This is a genomic window from Ideonella oryzae, from assembly GCF_024055665.1.
Taxonomy (GTDB): Bacteria; Pseudomonadota; Gammaproteobacteria; order Burkholderiales; family Burkholderiaceae_C; genus Ideonella; species Ideonella oryzae.
Map to the genome: position 1 here is coordinate 171,835 of NZ_JAMXMC010000004.1, position 18,929 is coordinate 190,763.

Here is an 18,929-nt window from a genome sequence, read left to right on the forward strand (position 1 = left end):
TACCGATGACCCCACCGCACAACGACAGCCATGAAAAAGGGCGCCCCGCGGGGCGCCCTCTGCACGGCGTGAGCCGGTTCGCTCAGAGCTTCTGGGCTTGCATGAAGTCGTCGAAGCTGGCTTCGGCGAAGCGGAACCACAGGTTCTGGTCGCGACGGAACACGGCCATGTCCTCGTACACCTTCTTCCAGCGCGGGTTCTTGGCGTTCAGCTCGCTGTAGAGCTCCATCGATTCCTTGAAGGCCAGTTCCATCACGTCCTTCGGGAAGCGGGCCAGTTTGGTGCCGGAGCCCACCAACTGCTTGAGCGCGCCCGGGTTGCGGGCATCGTACTTGGCCTGCATGTCCACGTGGGCGGCGGCCGAGGCGGCATCGACGATCGCCTTGTACTCGGCCGACAGTGCGCCGTAGGCCTTCTGGTTGACGAACAGGTCGATCTGGGGACCGCCTTCCCACCAGCCGGGGTAGTAGTAGTGCGGGGCCACCTTGTTGAAACCCAGCTTCAGGTCGTCGTAGGGGCCGATCCACTCGGCCGCATCGATGGTGCCCTTCTCCAGCGCCTGGTAGATCTCGCCACCCGGGATGTTCTGCGGCACGCCGCCCATGCGCTCGATGACCTTGCCGGCGAAGCCGCCCACGCGGAACTTCAGGCCCTTGATGTCGGCCACCGACTTGATCTCCTTGCGGTACCAGCCGGCCATCTGGGCGCCCGTGTTGCCGCAGGGGAAGCTGATCATGTTGTAGCCGGCGTAGAACTCACGCATCAGCTTCAGACCATTGCCTTCGAACATCCAGGCGGTCATCTGGCGGGAGTTCAGGCCGAAGGGCACGGCCGCGCCCAGGGCGAAGGTCTCATCCTTGCCGAAGAAGTAGTAGGGCACGGTGTGGCAGGCCTCGACGGTGCCGTTCTGCACGCCGTCCACCACGCCAAAGGCAGGCATCAACTCACCGGCAGCATGCACAGTGACCTGGAACTTGCCGCCGGACATCTCGCCGACCTTCTTGGCGAAGACTTCGGCCGCGCCGAAGATGGTGTCCAGCGACTTCGGGAAGCTGGAGGCAATGCGCCAGCGCACGGCGGCTTGGGCATGAACGATGGCCGGTGCGGCACCAGCCGCCAGCACGCCAGCCAGGCCCGCACCTCTCACAAACGAACGACGTTCCATCAGCAAGTCTCCTGTTGAGTGTTGCATGTTGCAGCACTCATTCTCAGGGACGCCTGCCCCATGCGGCAGCCGGGGTATTCCCACCCGTCCAGTGGCTCGGCAGGTCAGTCTGGCGTCAGCTGCCTGCGACCTTCATGCGCTCCAGCAGCATGGAGCCGACCGTCTTGGCGCCCAGGTTGTAGGCGTCGGCGCCAACGGCCACCACCCCCCGCAGCATCTCGCGCAGGTGACCGGCGATGGTGATCTCATGCACTGGGAAGGCAATGCGGCCGTCCTCGACCCAGTAGCCCGCGGCACCGCGCGAGTAGTCACCGGTCACGTAATTGACGCCCTGGCCCATCAGTTCGGTGACGAACAGGCCGCGGTGCAGCTTGCGCAGCATCTCTTCCAAATGGTCGCCTGGTCGGGTCAGGCGGCTGACCAGGCGCAGGTTCTGCGAGCCGCCGGCATGGCCGGTGGTGTGCATGCCCAGCTTGCGGGCCGAGTAACTCGACAGGAAGTAACCCTGCACCACACCGGCCTCCACGACGCGGCGGGCCCGGGTGCGCACCCCTTCGTCGTCGAAGGGCGCACTGCCCTTGCCGCCGACGATATGGGGGTCCTCTTCAACGTTGATGTGGTCGGCCCAGACGGGCTGGCCCAGGCTGTCCTGCAGGAAGCTGGCCTTGCGGTACAGCGCGCCACCGCTGGTGCCCTGCACATAGGCGCCCAGCAGGCCGGCGGCCACCGTGGACTCGAACAGCACCGGCACCTCGCAGGTGCCGATCTTGCGGGACTTCAGGCGCGACAGTGCGCGCTCGGCGGCGTAGCGGCCCACGGCCTCGGGCGCGGCCAGGTCCAGCGCATTGCGCATCGAGCTGTACCAGTAATCGCGCTGCATGTCGCGGCCCTTGCCGGCAATCGGCGAAACCGACAGCGAATGGCGCGAGCTGGCATAGCCGCCGCGGAAGCCCCGGCTGTTGCCGGCCCAGAAGTGCGACTGCTGGGCCGACACCGAGCCGCCCTCGGAATTGGTGATGCGCTTGTCCACCGACAAGGCGGCCGCCTCGGCGCGCCGGGCCAGTTCGGCGGCCTCCTCGGCCGTCACGTCCCAGGGGTGGAACAGGTCCAGGGACAGCGCGGCCTCCTCGGCCGTGGCCAGGTCGGCCTCGTCGGGCAGGCCGGCGGCCGGGTCTTCTGCCGTGAAGCGGGCGATGTCGTAGGCCGCCCGCACCGTCTGCTCCAGCGCCAGCGTGGAAAAATCGGAGGTGCTGGCGTTGCCGCGGCGCTGGCCCAGGTAGACCGAGACGCCCACCGACTTGTCGCGGTTGCGCTCGACGTTCTCCACCTCGCCCTTGCGCACCGAGACGCTCAGGCCGCTGCCCTCGGACACTTCGACGCCAGCGTCCGAAGCCCCCAGCGCCTTGGCCATGGACAACACGTCCTCGACGATCTGCTGGAACTGGTCACGGGAAAAGCCGAAGCCCTGGGTGGCGGAGGAGGTCATGGACAGATGGAATGGGGAACGATTGGGGAACAGATGCGGGACAATCATAGCGACCCACCGATCTCCGCCGATTCCACTGCCCCACATGCGCGCTGCACCGCCCCGTTCCGCCCCCGCCGACTCTGCCGATGATTTCGACACCGATGGCCGGCCCAGCAAGTCCGCGCTCAAGCGCCAGATGCACGAGCTGCAGGCCCTGGGCCTGGCCCTGGCCGAGCTGCCAGTCTCGCGCAGCAGCAAGCTGGACCTGCCCGATCAGCTGCGCGACGCGCTGCAGGAATACCACCGCACCCGCTCCCACGAAGGGCGCCGGCGCCAGGTGCAGTTCATCGGCAAGCTGATGCGCCAGATCGACCCCGAGCCGGTGCGCGAGGCCGTGGCCGCGTTCAAGCTCGGCAGCGCCGCCGAGACCCTGGCCCTGCACGGGATCGAGCGCTGGCGCGAAGAGCTGATGGCCAGCGACGATGCCGTCACCCGCTGGATGGCAGATTATCCCGAGACCGACGCCCAGCAGCTGCGCAACCTGCTGCGCTCGGCCCGCAAGGATGCCGGCAAGGCCGCCCCTGACGACGGCCTGGGCCAGCGCCACGGCCGCGCCTACCGCGATCTGTTCCAGCTGATCAAGTCAGCGCTGGCCGCCCCGGGCGCCTCCGCATCCGATGAAGACGACGAGGCCCACAATGCCTGAGGCGGCGAGCGACGCCTTCGAGCCCGTGCGCATCGGCGTGGTGTCGGTCAGCGACCGCGCCTCCAGCGGCATCTACGAGGACAAGGGCATTCCGGCCCTGCAGGACTGGCTGGGCCGCGCGCTGCGCAACCCGATCACCTGGGAGACCCGGCTGATCCCCGACGAGCAGGACACCATCAGCGCCGCACTGCGCGAGCTGGTCGACACCGCCGGCTGCCATCTGGTGCTCACCACCGGCGGCACCGGCCCGGCACCGCGCGACGTCACCCCCGAAGCCACGCTGGCCGTGGCCGACAAGCTCATGCCCGGCTTTGGCGAGCAGATGCGCACCATCAGCCTGAACTTCGTGCCCACGGCCATCCTGTCGCGCCAGGTCGCGGTGGTCCGTGGCCAGGCCCTGATCATCAACCTGCCGGGCCAGCCCAAGTCCATCGCCGAGACCTTGCAAGGCCTGCCCCAGGCCAGCCCACCGGTGCACGGCATCTTCGCCGCCGTGCCTTACTGCATCGACCTGATCGGCGGCCCTTACCTGGAAACCGATCCGGCCCTGTGCCAAGCCTTTCGCCCCAAGTCGGCCCAACGTCCCGCCCGAGCCTGAGCCCCACCATGCGCCTGCTGGCCCTTCGCCGTCTGCCGGGCCTGCTGGCCCTGTGCCTGCCCGCCCTGTCCTGCCTGCCCTCGCATGCCGGCCCCGCCCCCGAGCCGATGCTGCGCTACACCGTGCAGCCGCAGGACACCCTCTGGGACCTCAGCGCGCGCTGGTTCCGCCGCCCTGCCAGCTGGCCCGAGGTCGCTCGGCTGAACCGCCTGTCCCAGCCGGACCGACTGACGCCAGGGCAGACGTTGAAGCTGCCACTGCGCCTGCTCAAGCCCGAGAACGTGCCCGCCACGCTGAGCGGGGTCGAAGGCCAGGTGCTGCTGGACGGTCAGCCCGCCCAGGCGGGTGCGGCCATCCAGCCCGGGCAACGGGTGCAGGCCGGCGCCGACAGCTCGGCCGTGGTCCAGCTGGGCGATGGTTCGCGCGCCAGCCTGCCGCCCCAAAGCGAGGTGGAACTGGTCCAACATCAGCGCTACACCCTGAAGGCCGCGCAGCCGGTGCAGGACGAGGGGCTCTACGCCGCCACACTGCGCCTGCTCCGGGGCACGCTGGAGATGCTGGCCACCCAGGTCCAGCGGGCCAAGCCGCTGGAGGTGACCACCCCCACGGCGGTGATTGGCGTGCGGGGCACCCGCTACCGCGTGCATGCCGATGCCCAGCAGCCCCGCACCCAGACCGAGGTGCTGGAGGGGCGGGTCTGGGCTCAGACCCAGGCGCGGCCACCGGCCAGCGCCACGCTGGACGCCGGCCAGGGCGCCGTGCTGCGCAATGACGCGCCGGTGATGGTCCAGCCGCTGGCGGCCGCCCCCGATCTCTCGGGTGTGCCCACGCGCTTCGAGCGCCCTCTGCTGCGCTTCACGCTGCCCAGCCAGGCCGGCGAGGTCCGAGTGCAGATCGCCTCGGACGAGGGCTTTCTGCGCATCGTCCGGGATCTGATGCTGCCTGTGGGCGCCGAGGCCAGGATCGCCGGCCTGGCCGATGGCCCCTGGTACCTGCGAGCCCGCCAGGTGGCACCCGATGGGCTGGAAGGCCAGGACGCCGTGCACCCCTTCGCGCTCAAGGCCCGTCCGGAGCCGCCCCCGAGCACCGCCCCGCGGCCCCAGGCCCGGCAAAGCGTGGGCACGGTGGACTTCGCCTGGACGAGCAACACCGAAGCCGCCCGCTACCACCTCCAGGTGGCCCGCGACGCCGGCTTCCAGCAGATCGTGGCGCAGCAGGATGCGCTCGGCGACACCACCAGCAGCGTGACGCTGGATGCCCCGGGCACCTACCACTGGCGCCTGGCCAGCGAACGGGCCGACGGCGATCGCGGCCCCTGGGGCGACGCGCAGCGCTTCGAACTGCGCCCCCTGCCCGAGCCGCCGCAGGTGCACACCGGCGAAGACGGCCAGATCCAGCTCAGCTGGAGCGCCCGTCCGGACGAGAAGCAGCAGGTGGAGCTGGCGCGCGATCCGGGCTTCAGCTCGGTGGTGACCAGTGCCGAATTGGAAGGTGGCCAGTGGACGCTGCCCAGCCTGCCGGTGCCGGGCACCTACTACTTCCGCTACCGCTATGTGGACGACCAGGGCTTCGTCTCGCCCTGGACGGCTGCGCTGGGCGTGGACGTGCCGGTGGACTGGCACATGCTGCTGCTGGGCGCGCCGCTGCTGTTCGCGCTCTGACCCCGAACTGATCTCGACCGCCCGTGGGGCGGCCCGGGCTCACTTGACCAGGCGGTTCAGACGCTCGGCGTCGAACTGCTCGGTAGTGCGGGCCCCTTGCGGCACGCAGGTGTCGGCCGGCAGCTCGCGGGCCTGCATCGAGAGCTTCTCGATCGCCTGCCACAGCAGGGCGATCTGGTGCTCGTGCGAGGAGGCGTTGTCGATCAGGCCCTTCATGGCCTGGGCCACCGGGTCATCGCCGCTGGTCACGCCGTAGGCCGAGAACCCCATGCGCGCTGCTGCAGCCTCCCGCTTGGCATCGGCCTCGGCCTGGATGATGCGCGCCGGGTTGCCCACAGCCGTCGCCCCGGCGGGCACCGGCTTGGTCACCACGGCACCGGAGCCCACGCGGGCGCCCGTGCCCACCGTGAAGCCGCCGAGCACCGCGGCATTGGCGCCGACGATCACCCCGGCCTCCAACGTCGGATGGCGCTTGGCCCCCTTGACGAGCGAGGTGCCACCCAGCGTCACACCCTGGTAGATCGTGCAGTCGTCGCCGATCTCGGCCATCTCGCCAATGACGACGCCCATGCCGTGGTCGATGAAGACACGTCGGCCGATGGTGGCGCCAGGGTGGATCTCGATGCCGGTGGCCCAGCGGGCGATGTGCGAGATGAAGCGGCCCAGCCACTTGAAGCCACGCAGCCAGCACCAGTGGCCCAGGCGCTGCATCCACAGCGCGTGCAGGCCGGGATAACAGGTCAGCACCTCCCAGCGGCTGCGCGCGGCAGGGTCGCGCTCCAGAATGCAGGCGATGTCTTCGCGCAGGCGGGAGAACATGGCGGCTCCGTGGGTGGTTGATTCGTAAAACGAGAATGAAAACTCAGTGTAGCCGGGCCTCCCGGATCCCGACCGGGCTCAGGGCTCTTTGCCCTGCGCCGGAGAGAGCTTCTGCATGGCCCGGGCGATGCCGCGCAGGATGTGCACTTCCTCCTGGGTCAGCTGGGCCCGGTTGGCCAGCTGGTTCAGGCGCGGCAACAGCTTCTTGGGCGCAGCCGGGTCCAGAAAGCCGATGTCCACCAGGGCAGCCTGCCAATGGGCCAGCAGGCCCTGGATGGCCGCGCCATCGGCCCACTGTACCGGGGCCGTGCGCGGCTCGACGGGGAAGCCACCCAGCGCCTGACGCCAGTCATAGGCCAGCACCTGCACGGCCTGGGCCAGGTTGAGCGAGCCGTAGGACGGATCGGTGGGAATGGACAGGCAGGCGTGGCACCGGTAGACATCCTCGTTGCCCAGGCCGAAACGCTCGCTGCCGAAGACGAAGGCCACCCGGTGGCCCTGCGGTGCCAGCTCGGCGAAGTGGGCCCGCGGCGCATGCGTGGGCGGGCCGAAGTCACGCGGTGTCATCGCCGTGGCGCAGGCCCAGGTGATGCCGTCCAGCGCCTCGGCCAGGGTGGGCACGATGCGGGCCTGCGCGAGCACATCGGTCGCGCCGCTGGCCAGAGCCAACGTGTCCTCGTGCTGCAGCACATCGGCAAAGCGCGGGGCCACCAGCACCAGGTCGGAAAAGCCCATCACCTTCATCGCGCGGGCGGTCGCCCCCACGTTGCCGGGATGGCTGGTGCGCACCAGCACGAAGCGTGTATCGTCAACCGGCGAGGCCGTGGTTTCGTGATCTTTTGCTGCTGTGCTGGGAGAGGGATCGAGGGGACGGGACATTGCCAAACGGGCGCTGAGCGCTAGAATCAAGGGTTTTCCGCAGCCCGTATTGTCGCTGCGATGCTCTTTGTCCATCGCCAAGATCGCTCCACGAGAGCACCCGCCACGCGCTGCACTATCCTTGCAGGTTGGCGTGCCCTCGTCCCCCACCCCGGGAACCCAGGCCGCACGCCGACCGTCCCCTTCGCAGGTTGAACCATGACCCAGCAGACCCTCCACCCCATGCTCAACATCGCCGTGAAGGCCGCCCGTGCCGCCGGAGCGATCATCAACCGGGGATCGATGGACCTGGATCTGCTGAAGATCAACACCAAGAGCCCCAACGACTTCGTCACCGAAGTCGACCAACTGGCTGAAGAAGCCATCATCGACATCATCCTGCAGGCCTATCCCGCCCACGGGATCCTGGCCGAGGAGAGCGGCCGCGAGCGGGGCAACAAGAGCAGCGATTTCGTCTGGGTCATCGACCCGCTCGATGGCACGACCAACTTCATCCACGGCTTCCCGGTCTATTGCGTGTCCATCGCGCTGACCTTCCGCGGCAAGGTGGAGCAGGCGGTGGTCTACGACCCCAACCGCAACGACCTCTTCGTGGCCTCGCGCGGCCGCGGCGCCTACCTCAATGACAAGCGCCTGCGCGTCTCGCGCCGCACCCGCCTTCAGGACAGCCTGATAGGCACCGGTTTCCCCTTCCGCCGCGGCGACAACTTCCAGCGCTACATGAAGATGTTCGAGACGCTGATGCCGCTGTGCGCCGGCCTGCGCCGCCCGGGGTCCGCCGCGCTGGACCTGTGCTACGTGGCCGCCGGCTACTACGACGCCTTCTTCGAGACCGGCCTGAGTCCCTGGGACATCGCCGCGGGCTCGCTGATCGTCACCGAGGCCGGTGGCCTGGTGGGCAACTTCACCGGCGAGCCCGACTTCATGAACCAGCGCGAGATCCTGGCCGGTGCGCCCAAGATCTACGGCCAGCTGGTGCCGCTGCTGAGCCCCTTCACCCGCGTGATCCAGGAAGAGGACGCTGCGTCCGCCGAAAACGCGGCAGCGGCCAGCACCTCGACCACCGACACCGCCGCCGAGGAGGCGCCCAAGGTCCGCAAGCCGCTGCGCCTGCGCAAGAAGGTGGCTGAGGGCGACGATGCAGCCCCGGCCGCAGGCACCGCCGAGGACGCTCCGTTCTGACCCGGGCCTGATGCCGCTGCTTCAGCCTGCGGGCGTGTAGAGCACGGCCCGCGGCGGGCGGCACAACCCCCACAGGCGCAGGCCGGCCGCCTGCGCCGCCTGCACGCCCAGCGCCGTGGGCGCGGACACCGTGGCCAGCGCCTGCAAGCCCACACGCGCGCACTTGGCCACCAGCTCGTGGCTGGCGCGGCTGGACATCAACACCACGCCGGGCGCGCCCAGCAACCCTTGCCGGGCCAGCACGCCGATCAGCTTGTCCAGCGCGTTGTGCCGACCCACATCCTCGCGGGCCCAGCGCAGCCCACCTGCCAGGTCGGCCCAGGCCGCCACGTGCACCGCGCCGGCCTGCAGGTTGAGCGGCTGGAAGGACGGCAGCTGGGGGATCACCTGAGCCAGCAGCGCAGGATCGACGCGGTCCAGCCAGTCCGCAGCCGGCAGGCTTGGCGGCAACAGCTCCAGCGCCTGCAGACTCTCGATGCCACAGATGCCGCAACCGGTGCGCCCAGCCAGGGTGCGACGCCGCCGCTTGAGGCCCTCCAGCCGGCGCGGCGACAGTTCGATGTGCACCTCCCAGGCCGGGGGACTCCCCGGCGTCTGGCAGGCCGCGGGCCGGGCTTCGACGTCCCGCAGCTCATCGGCCGAAGCCACGATGCCCTCGCTGAGCGCGAAGCCCAGGGCGAAGTCCTCCAGATCCAGCGGCGAAGCCATCATCACCGCGTGCGAGATGCCGTTGAACACCATGGCCACCGGCACCTCGTCGGCCAGCCAGTCATCTGCCCGGTCCAGGGCTGCACCAGCCACGCTGCGCTGCACCGGCATGCGGACCAATCCTGGCGGCGCGACAAAGGCTTCCTCGGAGGGATCGGTGGCTGGAGCGGGCTTGACGACGGGATGGGCGAGCGACCGGGACATGGTGGGCAGGATTATCGGCGGCCCTTCCCGGCCCTGCTGGCTCACATGAAATTGCGCGTGTGCAGCGCCGACAGCCGCGCGGCCTGCTCGGGCGCGAAACCCAGCCGCACAAGCTTGGCATGGCGCCCATCGGCCATGTCACCCATGAGCTGCTGGACCTGGGCATAGCCGTGGGCCACCTGGGCAGGTGAAAGACCGCCGGCCGCGATCAAGACCAGGGCGTCAAACACTTCCTCGTTGAGCCCGGAGGTGCCGGCCAGGGCATCAAAACGCTGCTCCACCGCGGCCGCCAGGCGGTGCCGGAAATCCGGCTCCTGCTGCAGCCGGTACAGCAGGTGCGACATGCCCAGGGCCACATGCCGGGCCTCGTCCCGTGCGGCCAGGCGGGCGATCTGGCGGGTCAGCGGATCGGGCGCCTGGGCCTGCAGGAACTGCAGCAGATTGACGAAGGTGCCCTCGCCCAGCACAGACAACAGAAAGCTCGCGACCGAGAAGTCCGGCTCGTCCAGCAGGCTCTTGAGCGAGGCCTGCCCACCGGCCGTGGACAGGGCAGGTGCCAAGCCCCCATGGCGGATGCGCCGGGTGAACACCTCGATGTGGCGGGCCTCGTCGCAGACCTGCATGGCCAGCGCGGCCTGCATCTCGCGGAAGTGCGGATGCAACTGCCCCAGGAAGCGCGCAGGCACCAGCAGAGCGGCATTCTCGTTCTCGATCATGTAGGTCATGACCTGGACGATGGCCTGCTCCACCGGGGCCGGCAGTTCCACCGGTTGCGACCAGTCGATGGCCTCGTCCGGGTTCCACTGCGCTGCCACGGCCTGGGCGTAGAGATCGGCCGCGCTGTCGCTCCAGGCCTCGTCCTTGTACACCAGCCGGAAATGATGGGCGGGTGCCCCGGCCTCCACGGTGGCACCACGCGCGGCCAGCCCCCAGTGGGGCAGGGCCTCCTGCGCCACGGCCCCGGGCTGGCGCGGGTCGATCGCCCCCGTGGGCTCGGCCCCTCGCCAGCGGCCGCTCTGCAGACCGCCGCGGGTCACCCGCGCCACGCTCTGGGCCTCGGCTGGCCGCTCGCAGCCATGGCCCTGGCTGCGGCACCAGTCGGCCAGTTGGACGGCCCAGCCCGGCGCCCGGCCCTGGACCTCAAGCAGGCCGCCCACCGGCAGCGCGATCAGCGCCTGCTTGACCAATAGATGGGCCCCGGCGTCAAAGCCGAGGGCCTCAATATCGATACGCGGGTTCGGTGATGTGGCCTTGGTCGTCATAGAAGTGCTCATCGCTCACCGCCCGCTCCAGCAGGGCATACCCCGTACTGCGGCCCGGCTGCCAGGCCTTGAGGCCTTCGAGTTCCAGCAGCGGCCGCACCGCGGGGTCGTTCCAGTCCATCGCCAGCAGGATCTCGCCAAAGCGGCGGGCCACCTCGGCCGGCACCCCGGGGCTGACAGTCATGTTGCAGTGATCGAACAGGCCGGTGGTGGCGACGATGCGGCTGCCCCCTGCCGGCAGCGTGCCCTCGTGCGCGAACGCGCGGTGGTTGCCGGCGATCATCCAGGCCGCGTCGATCTCGCCGTTCATCAGCGCCAGCGCCGCATCGCGCTCGCCGCCGATGTGGTCGCCATGTTTGCCGCCCAGCACGTCGAAGCGACGGGCGGTGTAGTCACGCCCGGCCACCAGATCGGCTTGATAGCGCAGATGGTCCAGCGGAATCAGCGTGGCCTGGGGCGAGTCGATCGCCCCGAAGCCGATGGTCTTGCCCCGCAGGTCGGCCAAAGCCTGTACCGGGCTGCCGCTGCGCACCACCAGCACCGACGCCAGGTCGATGTCGCTGTCGCGCATGGCCAGGGCCTGCACTTCCTGCCCTCTGGCGCGCGCCATGCGCTCGGCCCGCACCCAGGCCAACGGGGAATTCCAGGCGAAGGCGATGTCGCCCTTGAACTGGGCCTCCACCTGGGTCTCGTAGTTCGAATAGAGCAGGTAGTCGAAGGCAAAGCCACGCTCGGCAAAGTAGGCCTTGAAGCCCTCCCAGATGGTGACCACTTTGGGCGCGTAGGCCACGGCCCCCAGCATCCACGGTTGTGCTTGCGTCATGTCGAAGATCCTCTGTTCAGGCCAGGGGCAGGCCACAGAGGGCCCGGCCGATGAAGTCGTACAGCACGTCCGAGGTCGGCGCCATGACCGAGGCCGCGCGGGCATCCCGGAACAGGCGTTCAATGCCCACGTCCTTGCGGAAGGCCGCACCGCCGCCGATCCGCATTGCGGTGTCGGTCACCTCCAGCGCCGCCTCGGCCGCACAGGCCTTGACCTCCAGCACGCGCAGCATCGCATCGGGCCGGCCCGCGGCCAGGGCGGCCACCGTGTCGTCGCGCAGCAGCCGCGCCTGGTCAACACGAATGCGTGCCCGGGCCAGGTAGGCACGGATGGTGGGCAGGTCGGCCAGCGAACTGTCGCTCTCGGCGAAGCGGGTGCGGGTGAGGTGGGCGGTCACGCGGGCCAGCACACCGTCCATCAGGCCGATGGAGGCCGAAGCGATCAGGCTGGCAAAGACCGGCAGCTCCTCGCCGTTCATGATGTCGGCCCCCGCGCCATCGGCACCCAGCATGGCGTCCTCGCCCACCACCACGCCCTGCGCCGTCACGGGCGCCGAGGCATTGCCGCGCAGGCCCAGCCCGTCATAGCGGACCGGGATGCTCAGGCCATCGGCCCGGCTGCTGACCAGCCACAGCGTGCTGGCCCCCTCGGCAGCCACCGGCCTGGACGACCACACATACGAATCGGCCTCGCCCGCCGAAGTGACCATGCTCTTCTGGGCATCCAGCCGATAGCCATCGGAAACACGCTGGGCCGTGCCGACCGGAGCCCAGAAGTGGCTGCGCGAACCGATCTCGGACCAGGCCAGCGTGGACACATGGCGGCCCGCCGCGATCTCGCGCCGTACGGCCTCGGTGCCATGCTTCTCGATGAGCACCGTGGCGGCGTAATGCATGCACACCACCATGGCGGTGGAGGGGCAGTCCTGCGCGATGCGCTCGACCACCGCAGCCGCATCAGCCAGCCCGCCCCCCAGGCCCCCGACAGCCTTGGCACTCACCAAGCCCAACAGACCCGACGCGCCCAGCGCCTGCAGTGCAGCACGCGGGAAGCGTCCCTCTCGGTCCGTGTCCAGCGCCGCAGGGGCGATGGTGTTCTGGGCGATGGGCTCGAGAAGGGCGAGATGGCTCATAGAATGCGACTCCGGCTGAGCCGCCGGCAGCCGTGCTCGGCACGCCTCAACCCACCGTGCAGGGCCATGGCCTTGCGGCGACCTCCGGGTGCAGACCTGCAACACGCCCTGCCTGACGGCGGGTGAAGAACGCCGGCAAAAAGCACCGGGTTCAGGTTCAGATGATTATTGCACCCGCATGCCGTGAAGCCACGGTGACGGCCCACGGCGGGCGGAAGGCAGCCGGAGTCGAACCGACCAGGGAGCGGCTGACGCCCCCTACCGGGTTTGAAGCCCGGGCGCACCACCGGATGCGTTTGCCTTCCAGAACCCCCCCCATCAAGGGGGCGGCGCGGATTGTAGGGGGCCCTCAGAGGCCTGTTCGGGCTGGGGCCACCCGGCTTCGGCCCGCAGCACATGGCTGTCCTGCACGCGCCGGGTGTACCCCACCCGGTTGAAGAATTCCAGCACCTGGATGGCCCGCTTGCGGCCCAGGCCGGCGTGGTCCCGGAACACGCGGGCCTCGACCTGCCCGCCGGGGCCGCGTGCCGCCAGCAGGGCCAGCAGGCCCGACAGCAGCTGCACCTGCGAGGCGGCATAGAACAGGTCCTTGACGACCTGGAACAGCTGCCCCTGGCGGGCCAGCTTGCGCAGGAGTTGGCGGACCACCTCCTCGGGCGCACCGGCGCGACCAGCCAGGTCACGCACCCAGGGCGGGTCGAAACCGCCCTCCTCCACCCAGGGCAGCAGGCGCTCGGCCAGCGCCCGCTCGCCCTCGCTCAGGCGCACCTCGTGCCCGGGCAGGTGCAGCCAGGCGCCGCTGGACGCAATGGCGCCGTCCTGCCACAGCGCCGCCAGCAGGGCGCGCCACAGCGCATCGTGCTGCGGCTGGGCCTGGCCAGGCAGGGCCATGCGACGCAGCCGGGCGGCGTTCACCCCCGGTTCATCGGGCGTGCGCTCGTGAAAGCGCGCCAGCGCCGCCAGCACCTGCTCGCGCCAGCGCTGCCAGACGGCCTCGGTCAGCAGCAGCGCGTCTTCCGGCCCGCTGGGCAGCTGCACCAGCCCGGCTTCGACCAGGGCCAGCGCCTCGGGCGGGCGGCCCATCAGCAGCGCCAGGCGGCTGCGTAGCAGGCCGGTGGGCGACTGCGCCACCAGATTGGCCAGCGGCCCACCGGCCAACGCCGCTTCCAGCGCATCCAGGTAGGCCAGGCGTTCGGTGCTGCGGCGCTTGCGCTCGGGGGCGAAGGGGTCGATCACCGCCCCGCCGCCGATGGTGCGGCTGGCCTGGGCATTGCGCAGGATGAAGCGGTCGCCAGGCAGCACGAACACCGACTGCTCCAGGACCAGCTGCACCCGGGCCGTCTGGCCGCGCGCCAGTGCGGCATCGTCCAGCAGGGCCACGTGGGCCGTCTGGTGGCTGGTGCCCACATGCACATGCACCGGGGCCCACTGGGCCAGGGCCGGTGCATCCGACAACAGCTGCAGGCGCACGTCCATGCGGGTGCTGGCCTGCAGGGCCCTCGGGTCGGCGATCCAGTCGCCGCGCCGGATCGCCTCACGCTCGATGCCGGCCAGGTTCAGCGCGCAGCGCTGGCCGGCCACGCCGCGGGCGGCCGCCTGGTTCTGGGCATGGATGGAGCGCACCCGCACTCGCTGCCCGGAGGCGGAATGGGCCACCGTGTCGCCCACCGCCACCTGACCGCCGAACACCGTGCCGGTGACCACGGTGCCCTGCCCGGCCAGCGTGAACACGCGGTCCACCGCCAGACGGAAAAGACCGTCCTGCCGGCGCTGGGCATGGTGCTCGGCCAGGGCCCACAGATGGGCGCGCAGCGCGGCCACGCCGGGGTCGCCGTCGGCCGTGGCGGCCGTCTCGAACACGGGGGCGGTGGCCAGCGGCGTGCCGGCCAGCAGCGCGGCCAGCTCGGCCCGCACCTCGGCCACCCGGGCGGGCTCGGTGCGGTCCACCTTGGTCAGTGCCACCGTGCCTTCGCGCACGCCCAGCAGGCCCAGGATGGCCAGGTGCTCGCGGGTCTGCGGCATCACGCCGTCGTCGGCCGCCACCACCAGCAGGGCATGGTCCACGCCCACGGCGCCGGCCGCCATGGTGTGGACGAACTTCTCGTGGCCGGGCACATCGATGAAGCCCAGCACCTCACCGCTGGCCAGCGGCGCATAGGCATAGCCCAGCTCGATGGAGATGCCGCGCGCCTTCTCTTCCTTCAGGCGATCGGTGTCCACGCCGGTGAGCGCGCGCACCAGCGTGGTCTTGCCATGGTCGATGTGACCGGCGGTGCCGATGATCATCGCGCGCGGTCCTCCGCCAGGGCCTGCTGCAGGGCGCCGAACTGGGCGGCGAAAGCGGCCTCGTCACGCTCGTCCAGGCAGCGCAGGTCCAGCCACAGGGCGTTGTCGCCGATGCGGCCGATCACCGGCCGCGCCAGGCCACGCCAGGCCGCTTCCAGACGCGAGAGGGCCCGGCCGGCCCGCCTGGCTTCGCTGGGCTCAATGCGCAGGCCCGCGCTGGGCAGGGTGTTGACCGGCAGCGCGCCACTGCCGATCTGGCTGAACATGGGCGCCAGGGACACTTGGTAGGCGCTGCCCAGGGCGGCCTGCAGCGGCGCCAGCAGGCGCTGGGCCTGGGCCTGCATGGCGGCCTGCGGGCGGGTGAACAGGCGCAGGGCCGGCAGGCGCTCGGCCAGGAATTCCGGCGCCTGGTACAGGCGCAGCACCGGCTCCAGCGCGGCGAGGGTGAGCTTGCCCACCCGCAGCGCGCGCTTGAGCGGGTTCTTCTTGATCTTGGCGATCAGGTCCTTGCGGCCGACGATCAGGCCGGCCTGCGGGCCGCCCAGCAGCTTGTCGCCACTGAAGCTCACCACGTCGGCCCCGGCGGTCACCACATCGCGCACCGTTGGCTCGTGCGGCAGGCCCCAGTCGGCCAGGTCGATCAGGGTGCCGCTGCCCAGGTCCACCGCCAGCGGCAGGCCCTGGGCATGGGCGATGCGGGCCACCTCGCTCTCGGCCACGCTGGCGGTGAAGCCGGTGACCGCGTAGTTGCTGCAATGCACCTTCATCAGCAGCCCGGTCTTGGGCGTGATGGCGCCTTCGTAGTCACGGGCGTGGGTGCGGTTGGTGGTGCCCACCTCCACCAGCCTGGCGCCGGCGCGGGCCATGATGTCGGGAATGCGGAAGGCCCCGCCGATCTCCACCAACTCGCCGCGGGAGACGATGACCTCCTTGCGCGCGGCCAGGGCGTTGAGCATCAGCAGCACCGCGGCGGCATTGTTGTTGACCACGGTGGCGGCCTCGGCGCCGGTCAGCTCGCACAGCAGGTCGTTGACCAGGTCGTCGCGGTCGCCCCGGCCACCGGTGGCCAGGTCGTACTCCAGGTTGGCCGGGCTGGTCAGGGCCTGCACCACGGCCTGCACCGACTCGTCTGGCAGCAGGGCCCGGCCCAGGTTGGTGTGCAGCACCGTGCCGGTGAGGTTGAAGACCGCCCGCAGGCGGGGTGCCCGCTGGCGCTGCAGGTCAGCCTCGACGGCGCGCGCCAGCGCCTCGGGCGCGGCCATCTCGGCTGCCAGCACCTCGCCTGCACGCAGGCGGCTGCGCAGGGTCTCCAGCTGCCGCCGCACGGCCGCGGTGACCCCACTGAGCCCGTGCGCGCCCAGCACGGGCTGGAGTGCGGCGCTGGCCAGCAGCTTGTCCACGGCCGGCAGCTGGGCCGGTGAGCTCAGCGCCACGCCGGCGTCCAGGGAGGGGTTGGCGCTCATGCGTCCTGTGTCTCCAGGTCTTCCCCCGAGGGCTCACCGGACGCCAGCGCCAGCAGCGGGTTGCCACTGGCCCGGGCGTACGCGGTGTCGGCCATCAGCAGGTCCAGGGTCAGGCTGGCCAGGTCGTCGGCCAGGGGCTCGACCAGCGGGTCCTTCTCCTGGTTCACCTGCTTGCGGTAGGTGTGGCATTCGTCGCAGGTCTCGGCCAGCACGGCCGGGTCACCGCCCTCAATGCCCTGGTAGCGCACACCCTTCGTGGATTCGCAATGGCTGCACTTGACCCGCACCATGTGCCATTCGGTGGCGCACAGGCCGCAATGCAGGTAGCGGTGGCCGCCGGCCTCGCCACCGATGCGCAGCACGCTGACCACCGGCGCGCTGCCACACACCGGGCAGATGGAAGCCGGATCCACATAGGCGATGCGCTGGGTGTCCAGGCGACTGGCGATGTCGGCGTAGACGACCTGCAGCGCGGCCATCACCAGCGGCTGGGCCGCCAGTTCGGCCGGCGTGGCCTGGTCGGTCAGGAAGGCCTGGGCCAGCGCCTCCAGTTCGGCATCGCCGCGTGCCGCCAGGGCCTGGGCGTTCTGGCGCAGGGCCTGCGGCAGGTCCTGCAGGGCGAGCACGCCGGCCAGCAGCTGCCGCAGCACGCCCAGCCAGGCCGGGTCGGGCCGCAGCGGCGCGGGCAGTACCGGCATGCCGTGGTCCAGCGATTGCGCGATCACCGCCTCGGCCACCGGCTGGGTGGCCACGGTGGCGGCAGCCTGCGCCTGGAGATCGACCAGGGCCGCCAGAAAGCGCAGGTAGTCGGCAATCGGATGGCCGTCGGCCTTCTGGCGCAGGCGAGCCGCCCGCTCGGTGAACAGCACGGCCGGCTGCGGCAGGCGCACCCGGGGGAACTCGATGCGGTCCAGCGATTCGATCTCGCCGGGTTGAAGAATGCGTTGCACGCCCAACTCCAATCAGAAAGAAACAGGCCGCCGGTGCTGGACAGCAGCCGGCGGCCGGGATGGGACGAAGCCGGTCAGCTCTTGTCGCCGGTCATCTGGCGGTACCAGCCGCGGTGGTGCTGCTTGGCCCAGGCGCGGGTGACCGTGCCGTAGAGCATGGCCCGGATGGTGCCACGGGTCCAGATGGCCGCGTAGACGTGCATGATGATCAGGCCGATCATCCACACCGCGCCGACCGCATGCAGCAGCGAGGCCAGGCGCACCGCCGTCACCGGCGGGGTCCACCAGGCGCGCCACATCAGCAGGCCGGACAGGAACAGGATGACCATGCCGATCACCAGGCCCCAGAACAGGACCTTCTGACCGCCGTTGTACTTGCCCTGCTCGGGCATGTCGTGGTCATTGCCGTCCACCATCTTGCGCACATTGCGCAGCCACTCCTTGTCGCGCGGCTCGATGACGTTGAGCTTCCAGAAGCGCCCGGCCATCACCACGAAGAACAGCATCATCACCACCCCGATGTAGGGGTGGAGGATGCGGGTCCAGGGGCCGCCCCCGAAGAGCTGTGTGAGCGGGAAGAAGGCCGGGTGGAAGAAGGCCAGGCCCGACAGCGCCAGCAGGATGAAGCAGATGCCCACCACCCAGTGGTTGGCCCGCTCCGAGGCGTTGTAGCGCTGCAGGTCACGAGGATTGCGTCTCATCGCTGTGACTCCTTCTCCAGGGCGTCCTGGTCCTTGCGCTCCATTTCATCCTCCAGCTCCTTGGACACCTCGTTGGGGCCCTTGGTGATGAAGTGGAACAGGCCCCCCAGTGCGGCCGCGCCCAGGGCCACCATCGCCAGCGGCTTGGTGATGCCCTTCCAGACGCTGACCATGGGGCTGATCTTGGGCTCGTCGGGCAGGCCGTGGTAGAGCGAGGGCGTGTCCGCGTGGTGCAGCACGTACATGACGTGCGTGCCGCCCACGCCGGCCGGGTCGTACAGGCCCGCCTTCTCGAAGCCGCGCTCCTTCAAGTCGGCGATGCGTTCCTCGGCCTGGTCCTTCATGGCCTGCTTGGTGCCGAACATGATGGCCCCGGTCGGGCAGGTCTTCACGCAGGCCGGCTCCTGCCCCACCGCCACACGATCCGAGCACAGCGTGCACTTGTACGCCTTCTTGTCCTTTTGCGAGATGCGCGGGACGTTGAAAGGGCAGCCGGTGACGCAGTAGCCGCAGCCGATGCAGTTTTCCTCGTGGAAATCGACGATGCCGTTGGTGTACTGGATGATGGCGCCCGGCGAGGGACAGGCCTTCAGGCAACCCGGATCGGCGCAGTGCATGCAGCCGTCCTTGCGGATCAGCCACTCGAAATTGCCGGTGCTCGGGTTGTCGTACTCCGTGAAGCGCATCACCGTCCAGGCGTTGGCGGTGAGGTCCGCAGGGTTGTCATAGACCCCCACGTTCTCGCCCGGCTCCTGGCGCAGGTCGTTCCACTCCATGCAGGCGGTCTGGCAGGCCTTGCAGCCGATGCACTTGGACACGTCGATGAGCTTGGCGACCTCGCCCGAGGCCGGGGTGCGCGCACTGGGCGACGGCGTGGTCGTGGCCGAGCGCTGCTGGATGTCGAGAGATTGCAGTGACATGG

Annotated in this window: 17 protein-coding genes and 1 tRNA gene; 4 read left to right on the top strand and 14 right to left on the bottom strand. The window is 70.1% G+C overall.

Annotation, left to right across the window (positions count from 1 at the left end):
* Positions 1 to 82 precede the first annotated feature (82 nt).
* Positions 83 to 1,165 carry a TRAP transporter substrate-binding protein gene (locus tag M0L44_RS07695; protein ID WP_252769057.1) on the bottom strand — a complete coding sequence of 361 codons (1,083 nt, stop codon included), beginning with the start codon at positions 1,163 to 1,165 and terminating at the stop codon, positions 83 to 85.
* A gap of 115 nt (positions 1,166 to 1,280) precedes the next feature.
* On the bottom strand, positions 1,281 to 2,651 hold the full coding sequence (gene pmbA / locus M0L44_RS07700; RefSeq protein ID WP_252769058.1) for a metalloprotease PmbA: 1,371 nt from the start codon (positions 2,649 to 2,651) through the stop codon (positions 1,281 to 1,283).
* A gap of 85 nt (positions 2,652 to 2,736) precedes the next feature.
* Between pmbA and yjgA the strand changes: the two genes are divergently transcribed.
* Genes yjgA through M0L44_RS07715 form a run of 3 tightly spaced genes read left to right on the top strand, consistent with a single transcriptional unit; the run spans position 2,737 to position 5,598 of the window.
* Positions 2,737 to 3,339 carry a ribosome biogenesis factor YjgA gene (gene yjgA / locus M0L44_RS07705; protein ID WP_252769059.1) on the top strand — a complete coding sequence of 201 codons (603 nt, stop codon included), beginning with the start codon at positions 2,737 to 2,739 and terminating at the stop codon, positions 3,337 to 3,339.
* Complete coding sequence (mog, locus tag M0L44_RS07710) at positions 3,332 to 3,937, top strand: molybdopterin adenylyltransferase (RefSeq protein WP_252769060.1); 606 nt, start codon at positions 3,332 to 3,334, stop codon at positions 3,935 to 3,937. Before yjgA ends, mog begins: the two co-directional genes overlap by 8 nt.
* An 8-nt stretch (positions 3,938 to 3,945) precedes the next feature.
* Positions 3,946 to 5,598, top strand: a complete 1,653-nt coding sequence (locus tag M0L44_RS07715; protein WP_252769061.1) for a FecR family protein — start codon at positions 3,946 to 3,948, stop codon at positions 5,596 to 5,598.
* 39 nt (positions 5,599 to 5,637) lie between these two features.
* On the opposite strand, the gene cysE is transcribed toward M0L44_RS07715, so the two are convergent.
* Positions 5,638 to 6,417, bottom strand: coding sequence for a serine O-acetyltransferase (gene cysE, locus M0L44_RS07720; protein WP_252769062.1), 780 nt, complete (start codon positions 6,415 to 6,417; stop codon positions 5,638 to 5,640).
* A 78-nt stretch (positions 6,418 to 6,495) separates the two neighbouring features.
* Positions 6,496 to 7,206, bottom strand: a complete 711-nt coding sequence (locus tag M0L44_RS07725) for an RNA methyltransferase (protein ID WP_354004114.1) — start codon at positions 7,204 to 7,206, stop codon at positions 6,496 to 6,498.
* Between the two features lie 288 nt (positions 7,207 to 7,494).
* Here M0L44_RS07725 and M0L44_RS07730 point away from each other — a divergent pair, with 288 nt between their 5' ends.
* Positions 7,495 to 8,478: an inositol monophosphatase family protein gene (locus tag M0L44_RS07730; protein ID WP_252769064.1), complete on the top strand. Its 984-nt coding sequence runs from the start codon at positions 7,495 to 7,497 to the stop codon at positions 8,476 to 8,478.
* A gap of 21 nt (positions 8,479 to 8,499) precedes the next feature.
* Here M0L44_RS07730 and fdhD read toward each other — a convergent pair whose 3' ends face one another.
* The 10 genes from fdhD to fdxH all read right to left on the bottom strand — a co-directional run bounded on the left by fdhD (position 8,500) and on the right by fdxH (position 18,927).
* Positions 8,500 to 9,390, bottom strand: coding sequence for a formate dehydrogenase accessory sulfurtransferase FdhD (gene fdhD / locus M0L44_RS07735; protein WP_252769065.1), 891 nt, complete (start codon positions 9,388 to 9,390; stop codon positions 8,500 to 8,502).
* A gap of 41 nt (positions 9,391 to 9,431) precedes the next feature.
* Entirely contained in the window at positions 9,432 to 10,652 is a 1,221-nt protein-coding gene (locus M0L44_RS07740; RefSeq protein ID WP_252769066.1) for a ferritin-like domain-containing protein, read from the bottom strand.
* Complete coding sequence (locus M0L44_RS07745; protein WP_252769067.1) at positions 10,609 to 11,475, bottom strand: phosphate/phosphite/phosphonate ABC transporter substrate-binding protein; 867 nt, start codon at positions 11,473 to 11,475, stop codon at positions 10,609 to 10,611. Before M0L44_RS07745 ends, M0L44_RS07740 begins: the two co-directional genes overlap by 44 nt.
* Before the next feature lie 16 nt (positions 11,476 to 11,491).
* Positions 11,492 to 12,607 carry an acyl-CoA dehydrogenase family protein gene (locus M0L44_RS07750; protein ID WP_252769068.1) on the bottom strand — a complete coding sequence of 372 codons (1,116 nt, stop codon included), beginning with the start codon at positions 12,605 to 12,607 and terminating at the stop codon, positions 11,492 to 11,494.
* 212 nt (positions 12,608 to 12,819) lie between these two features.
* Positions 12,820 to 12,912 (bottom strand) — tRNA-Sec (locus M0L44_RS07755).
* Between the two features lie 13 nt (positions 12,913 to 12,925).
* Positions 12,926 to 14,893 (bottom strand): selenocysteine-specific translation elongation factor, encoded by a 1,968-nt coding sequence (gene selB, locus M0L44_RS07760; RefSeq protein WP_252769069.1) that lies wholly within the window; start codon positions 14,891 to 14,893, stop codon positions 12,926 to 12,928.
* Positions 14,890 to 16,356 carry an L-seryl-tRNA(Sec) selenium transferase gene (gene selA / locus M0L44_RS07765; protein ID WP_252769070.1) on the bottom strand — a complete coding sequence of 489 codons (1,467 nt, stop codon included), beginning with the start codon at positions 16,354 to 16,356 and terminating at the stop codon, positions 14,890 to 14,892. The genes selB and selA overlap by 4 nt, the downstream gene beginning before the upstream one ends.
* Positions 16,353 to 17,306, bottom strand: coding sequence for a formate dehydrogenase accessory protein FdhE (gene fdhE / locus M0L44_RS07770; protein ID WP_252769071.1), 954 nt, complete (start codon positions 17,304 to 17,306; stop codon positions 16,353 to 16,355). Before fdhE ends, selA begins: the two co-directional genes overlap by 4 nt.
* Before the next feature lie 74 nt (positions 17,307 to 17,380).
* Positions 17,381 to 18,007, bottom strand: a complete 627-nt coding sequence (locus M0L44_RS07775; protein ID WP_151123423.1) for a formate dehydrogenase subunit gamma — start codon at positions 18,005 to 18,007, stop codon at positions 17,381 to 17,383.
* Positions 18,004 to 18,927, bottom strand: a complete 924-nt coding sequence (gene fdxH / locus M0L44_RS07780; protein ID WP_252769072.1) for a formate dehydrogenase subunit beta — start codon at positions 18,925 to 18,927, stop codon at positions 18,004 to 18,006. The genes M0L44_RS07775 and fdxH overlap by 4 nt, the downstream gene beginning before the upstream one ends.
* Positions 18,928 to 18,929: the final 2 nt, after the last annotated feature.

What these genes read in the sequence shown, in the direction of transcription:
- M0L44_RS07730 (WP_252769064.1), top strand. Translation starts at nt 7,495, where the DNA reads ATGACCCAGCAGACCCTCCACCCCATGCTCAACATCGCCGTGAAGGCC.
- M0L44_RS07740 (WP_252769066.1), bottom strand. Translation starts at nt 10,652, where the DNA reads ATGACGACCAAGGCCACATCACCGAACCCGCGTATCGATATTGAGGCC.
- yjgA (WP_252769059.1), top strand. Translation starts at nt 2,737, where the DNA reads ATGCGCGCTGCACCGCCCCGTTCCGCCCCCGCCGACTCTGCCGATGAT.
- M0L44_RS07695 (WP_252769057.1), bottom strand. Translation starts at nt 1,165, where the DNA reads ATGGAACGTCGTTCGTTTGTGAGAGGTGCGGGCCTGGCTGGCGTGCTG.
- M0L44_RS07745 (WP_252769067.1), bottom strand. Translation starts at nt 11,475, where the DNA reads ATGACGCAAGCACAACCGTGGATGCTGGGGGCCGTGGCCTACGCGCCC.
- fdhD (WP_252769065.1), bottom strand. Translation starts at nt 9,390, where the DNA reads ATGTCCCGGTCGCTCGCCCATCCCGTCGTCAAGCCCGCTCCAGCCACC.
- pmbA (WP_252769058.1), bottom strand. Translation starts at nt 2,651, where the DNA reads ATGACCTCCTCCGCCACCCAGGGCTTCGGCTTTTCCCGTGACCAGTTC.
- mog (WP_252769060.1), top strand. Translation starts at nt 3,332, where the DNA reads ATGCCTGAGGCGGCGAGCGACGCCTTCGAGCCCGTGCGCATCGGCGTG.
- M0L44_RS07715 (WP_252769061.1), top strand. Translation starts at nt 3,946, where the DNA reads ATGCGCCTGCTGGCCCTTCGCCGTCTGCCGGGCCTGCTGGCCCTGTGC.
- fdxH (WP_252769072.1), bottom strand. Translation starts at nt 18,927, where the DNA reads ATGTCACTGCAATCTCTCGACATCCAGCAGCGCTCGGCCACGACCACG.
- selB (WP_252769069.1), bottom strand. Translation starts at nt 14,893, where the DNA reads ATGATCATCGGCACCGCCGGTCACATCGACCATGGCAAGACCACGCTG.
- M0L44_RS07750 (WP_252769068.1), bottom strand. Translation starts at nt 12,607, where the DNA reads ATGAGCCATCTCGCCCTTCTCGAGCCCATCGCCCAGAACACCATCGCC.
- selA (WP_252769070.1), bottom strand. Translation starts at nt 16,356, where the DNA reads ATGAGCGCCAACCCCTCCCTGGACGCCGGCGTGGCGCTGAGCTCACCG.
- cysE (WP_252769062.1), bottom strand. Translation starts at nt 6,417, where the DNA reads ATGTTCTCCCGCCTGCGCGAAGACATCGCCTGCATTCTGGAGCGCGAC.
- M0L44_RS07775 (WP_151123423.1), bottom strand. Translation starts at nt 18,007, where the DNA reads ATGAGACGCAATCCTCGTGACCTGCAGCGCTACAACGCCTCGGAGCGG.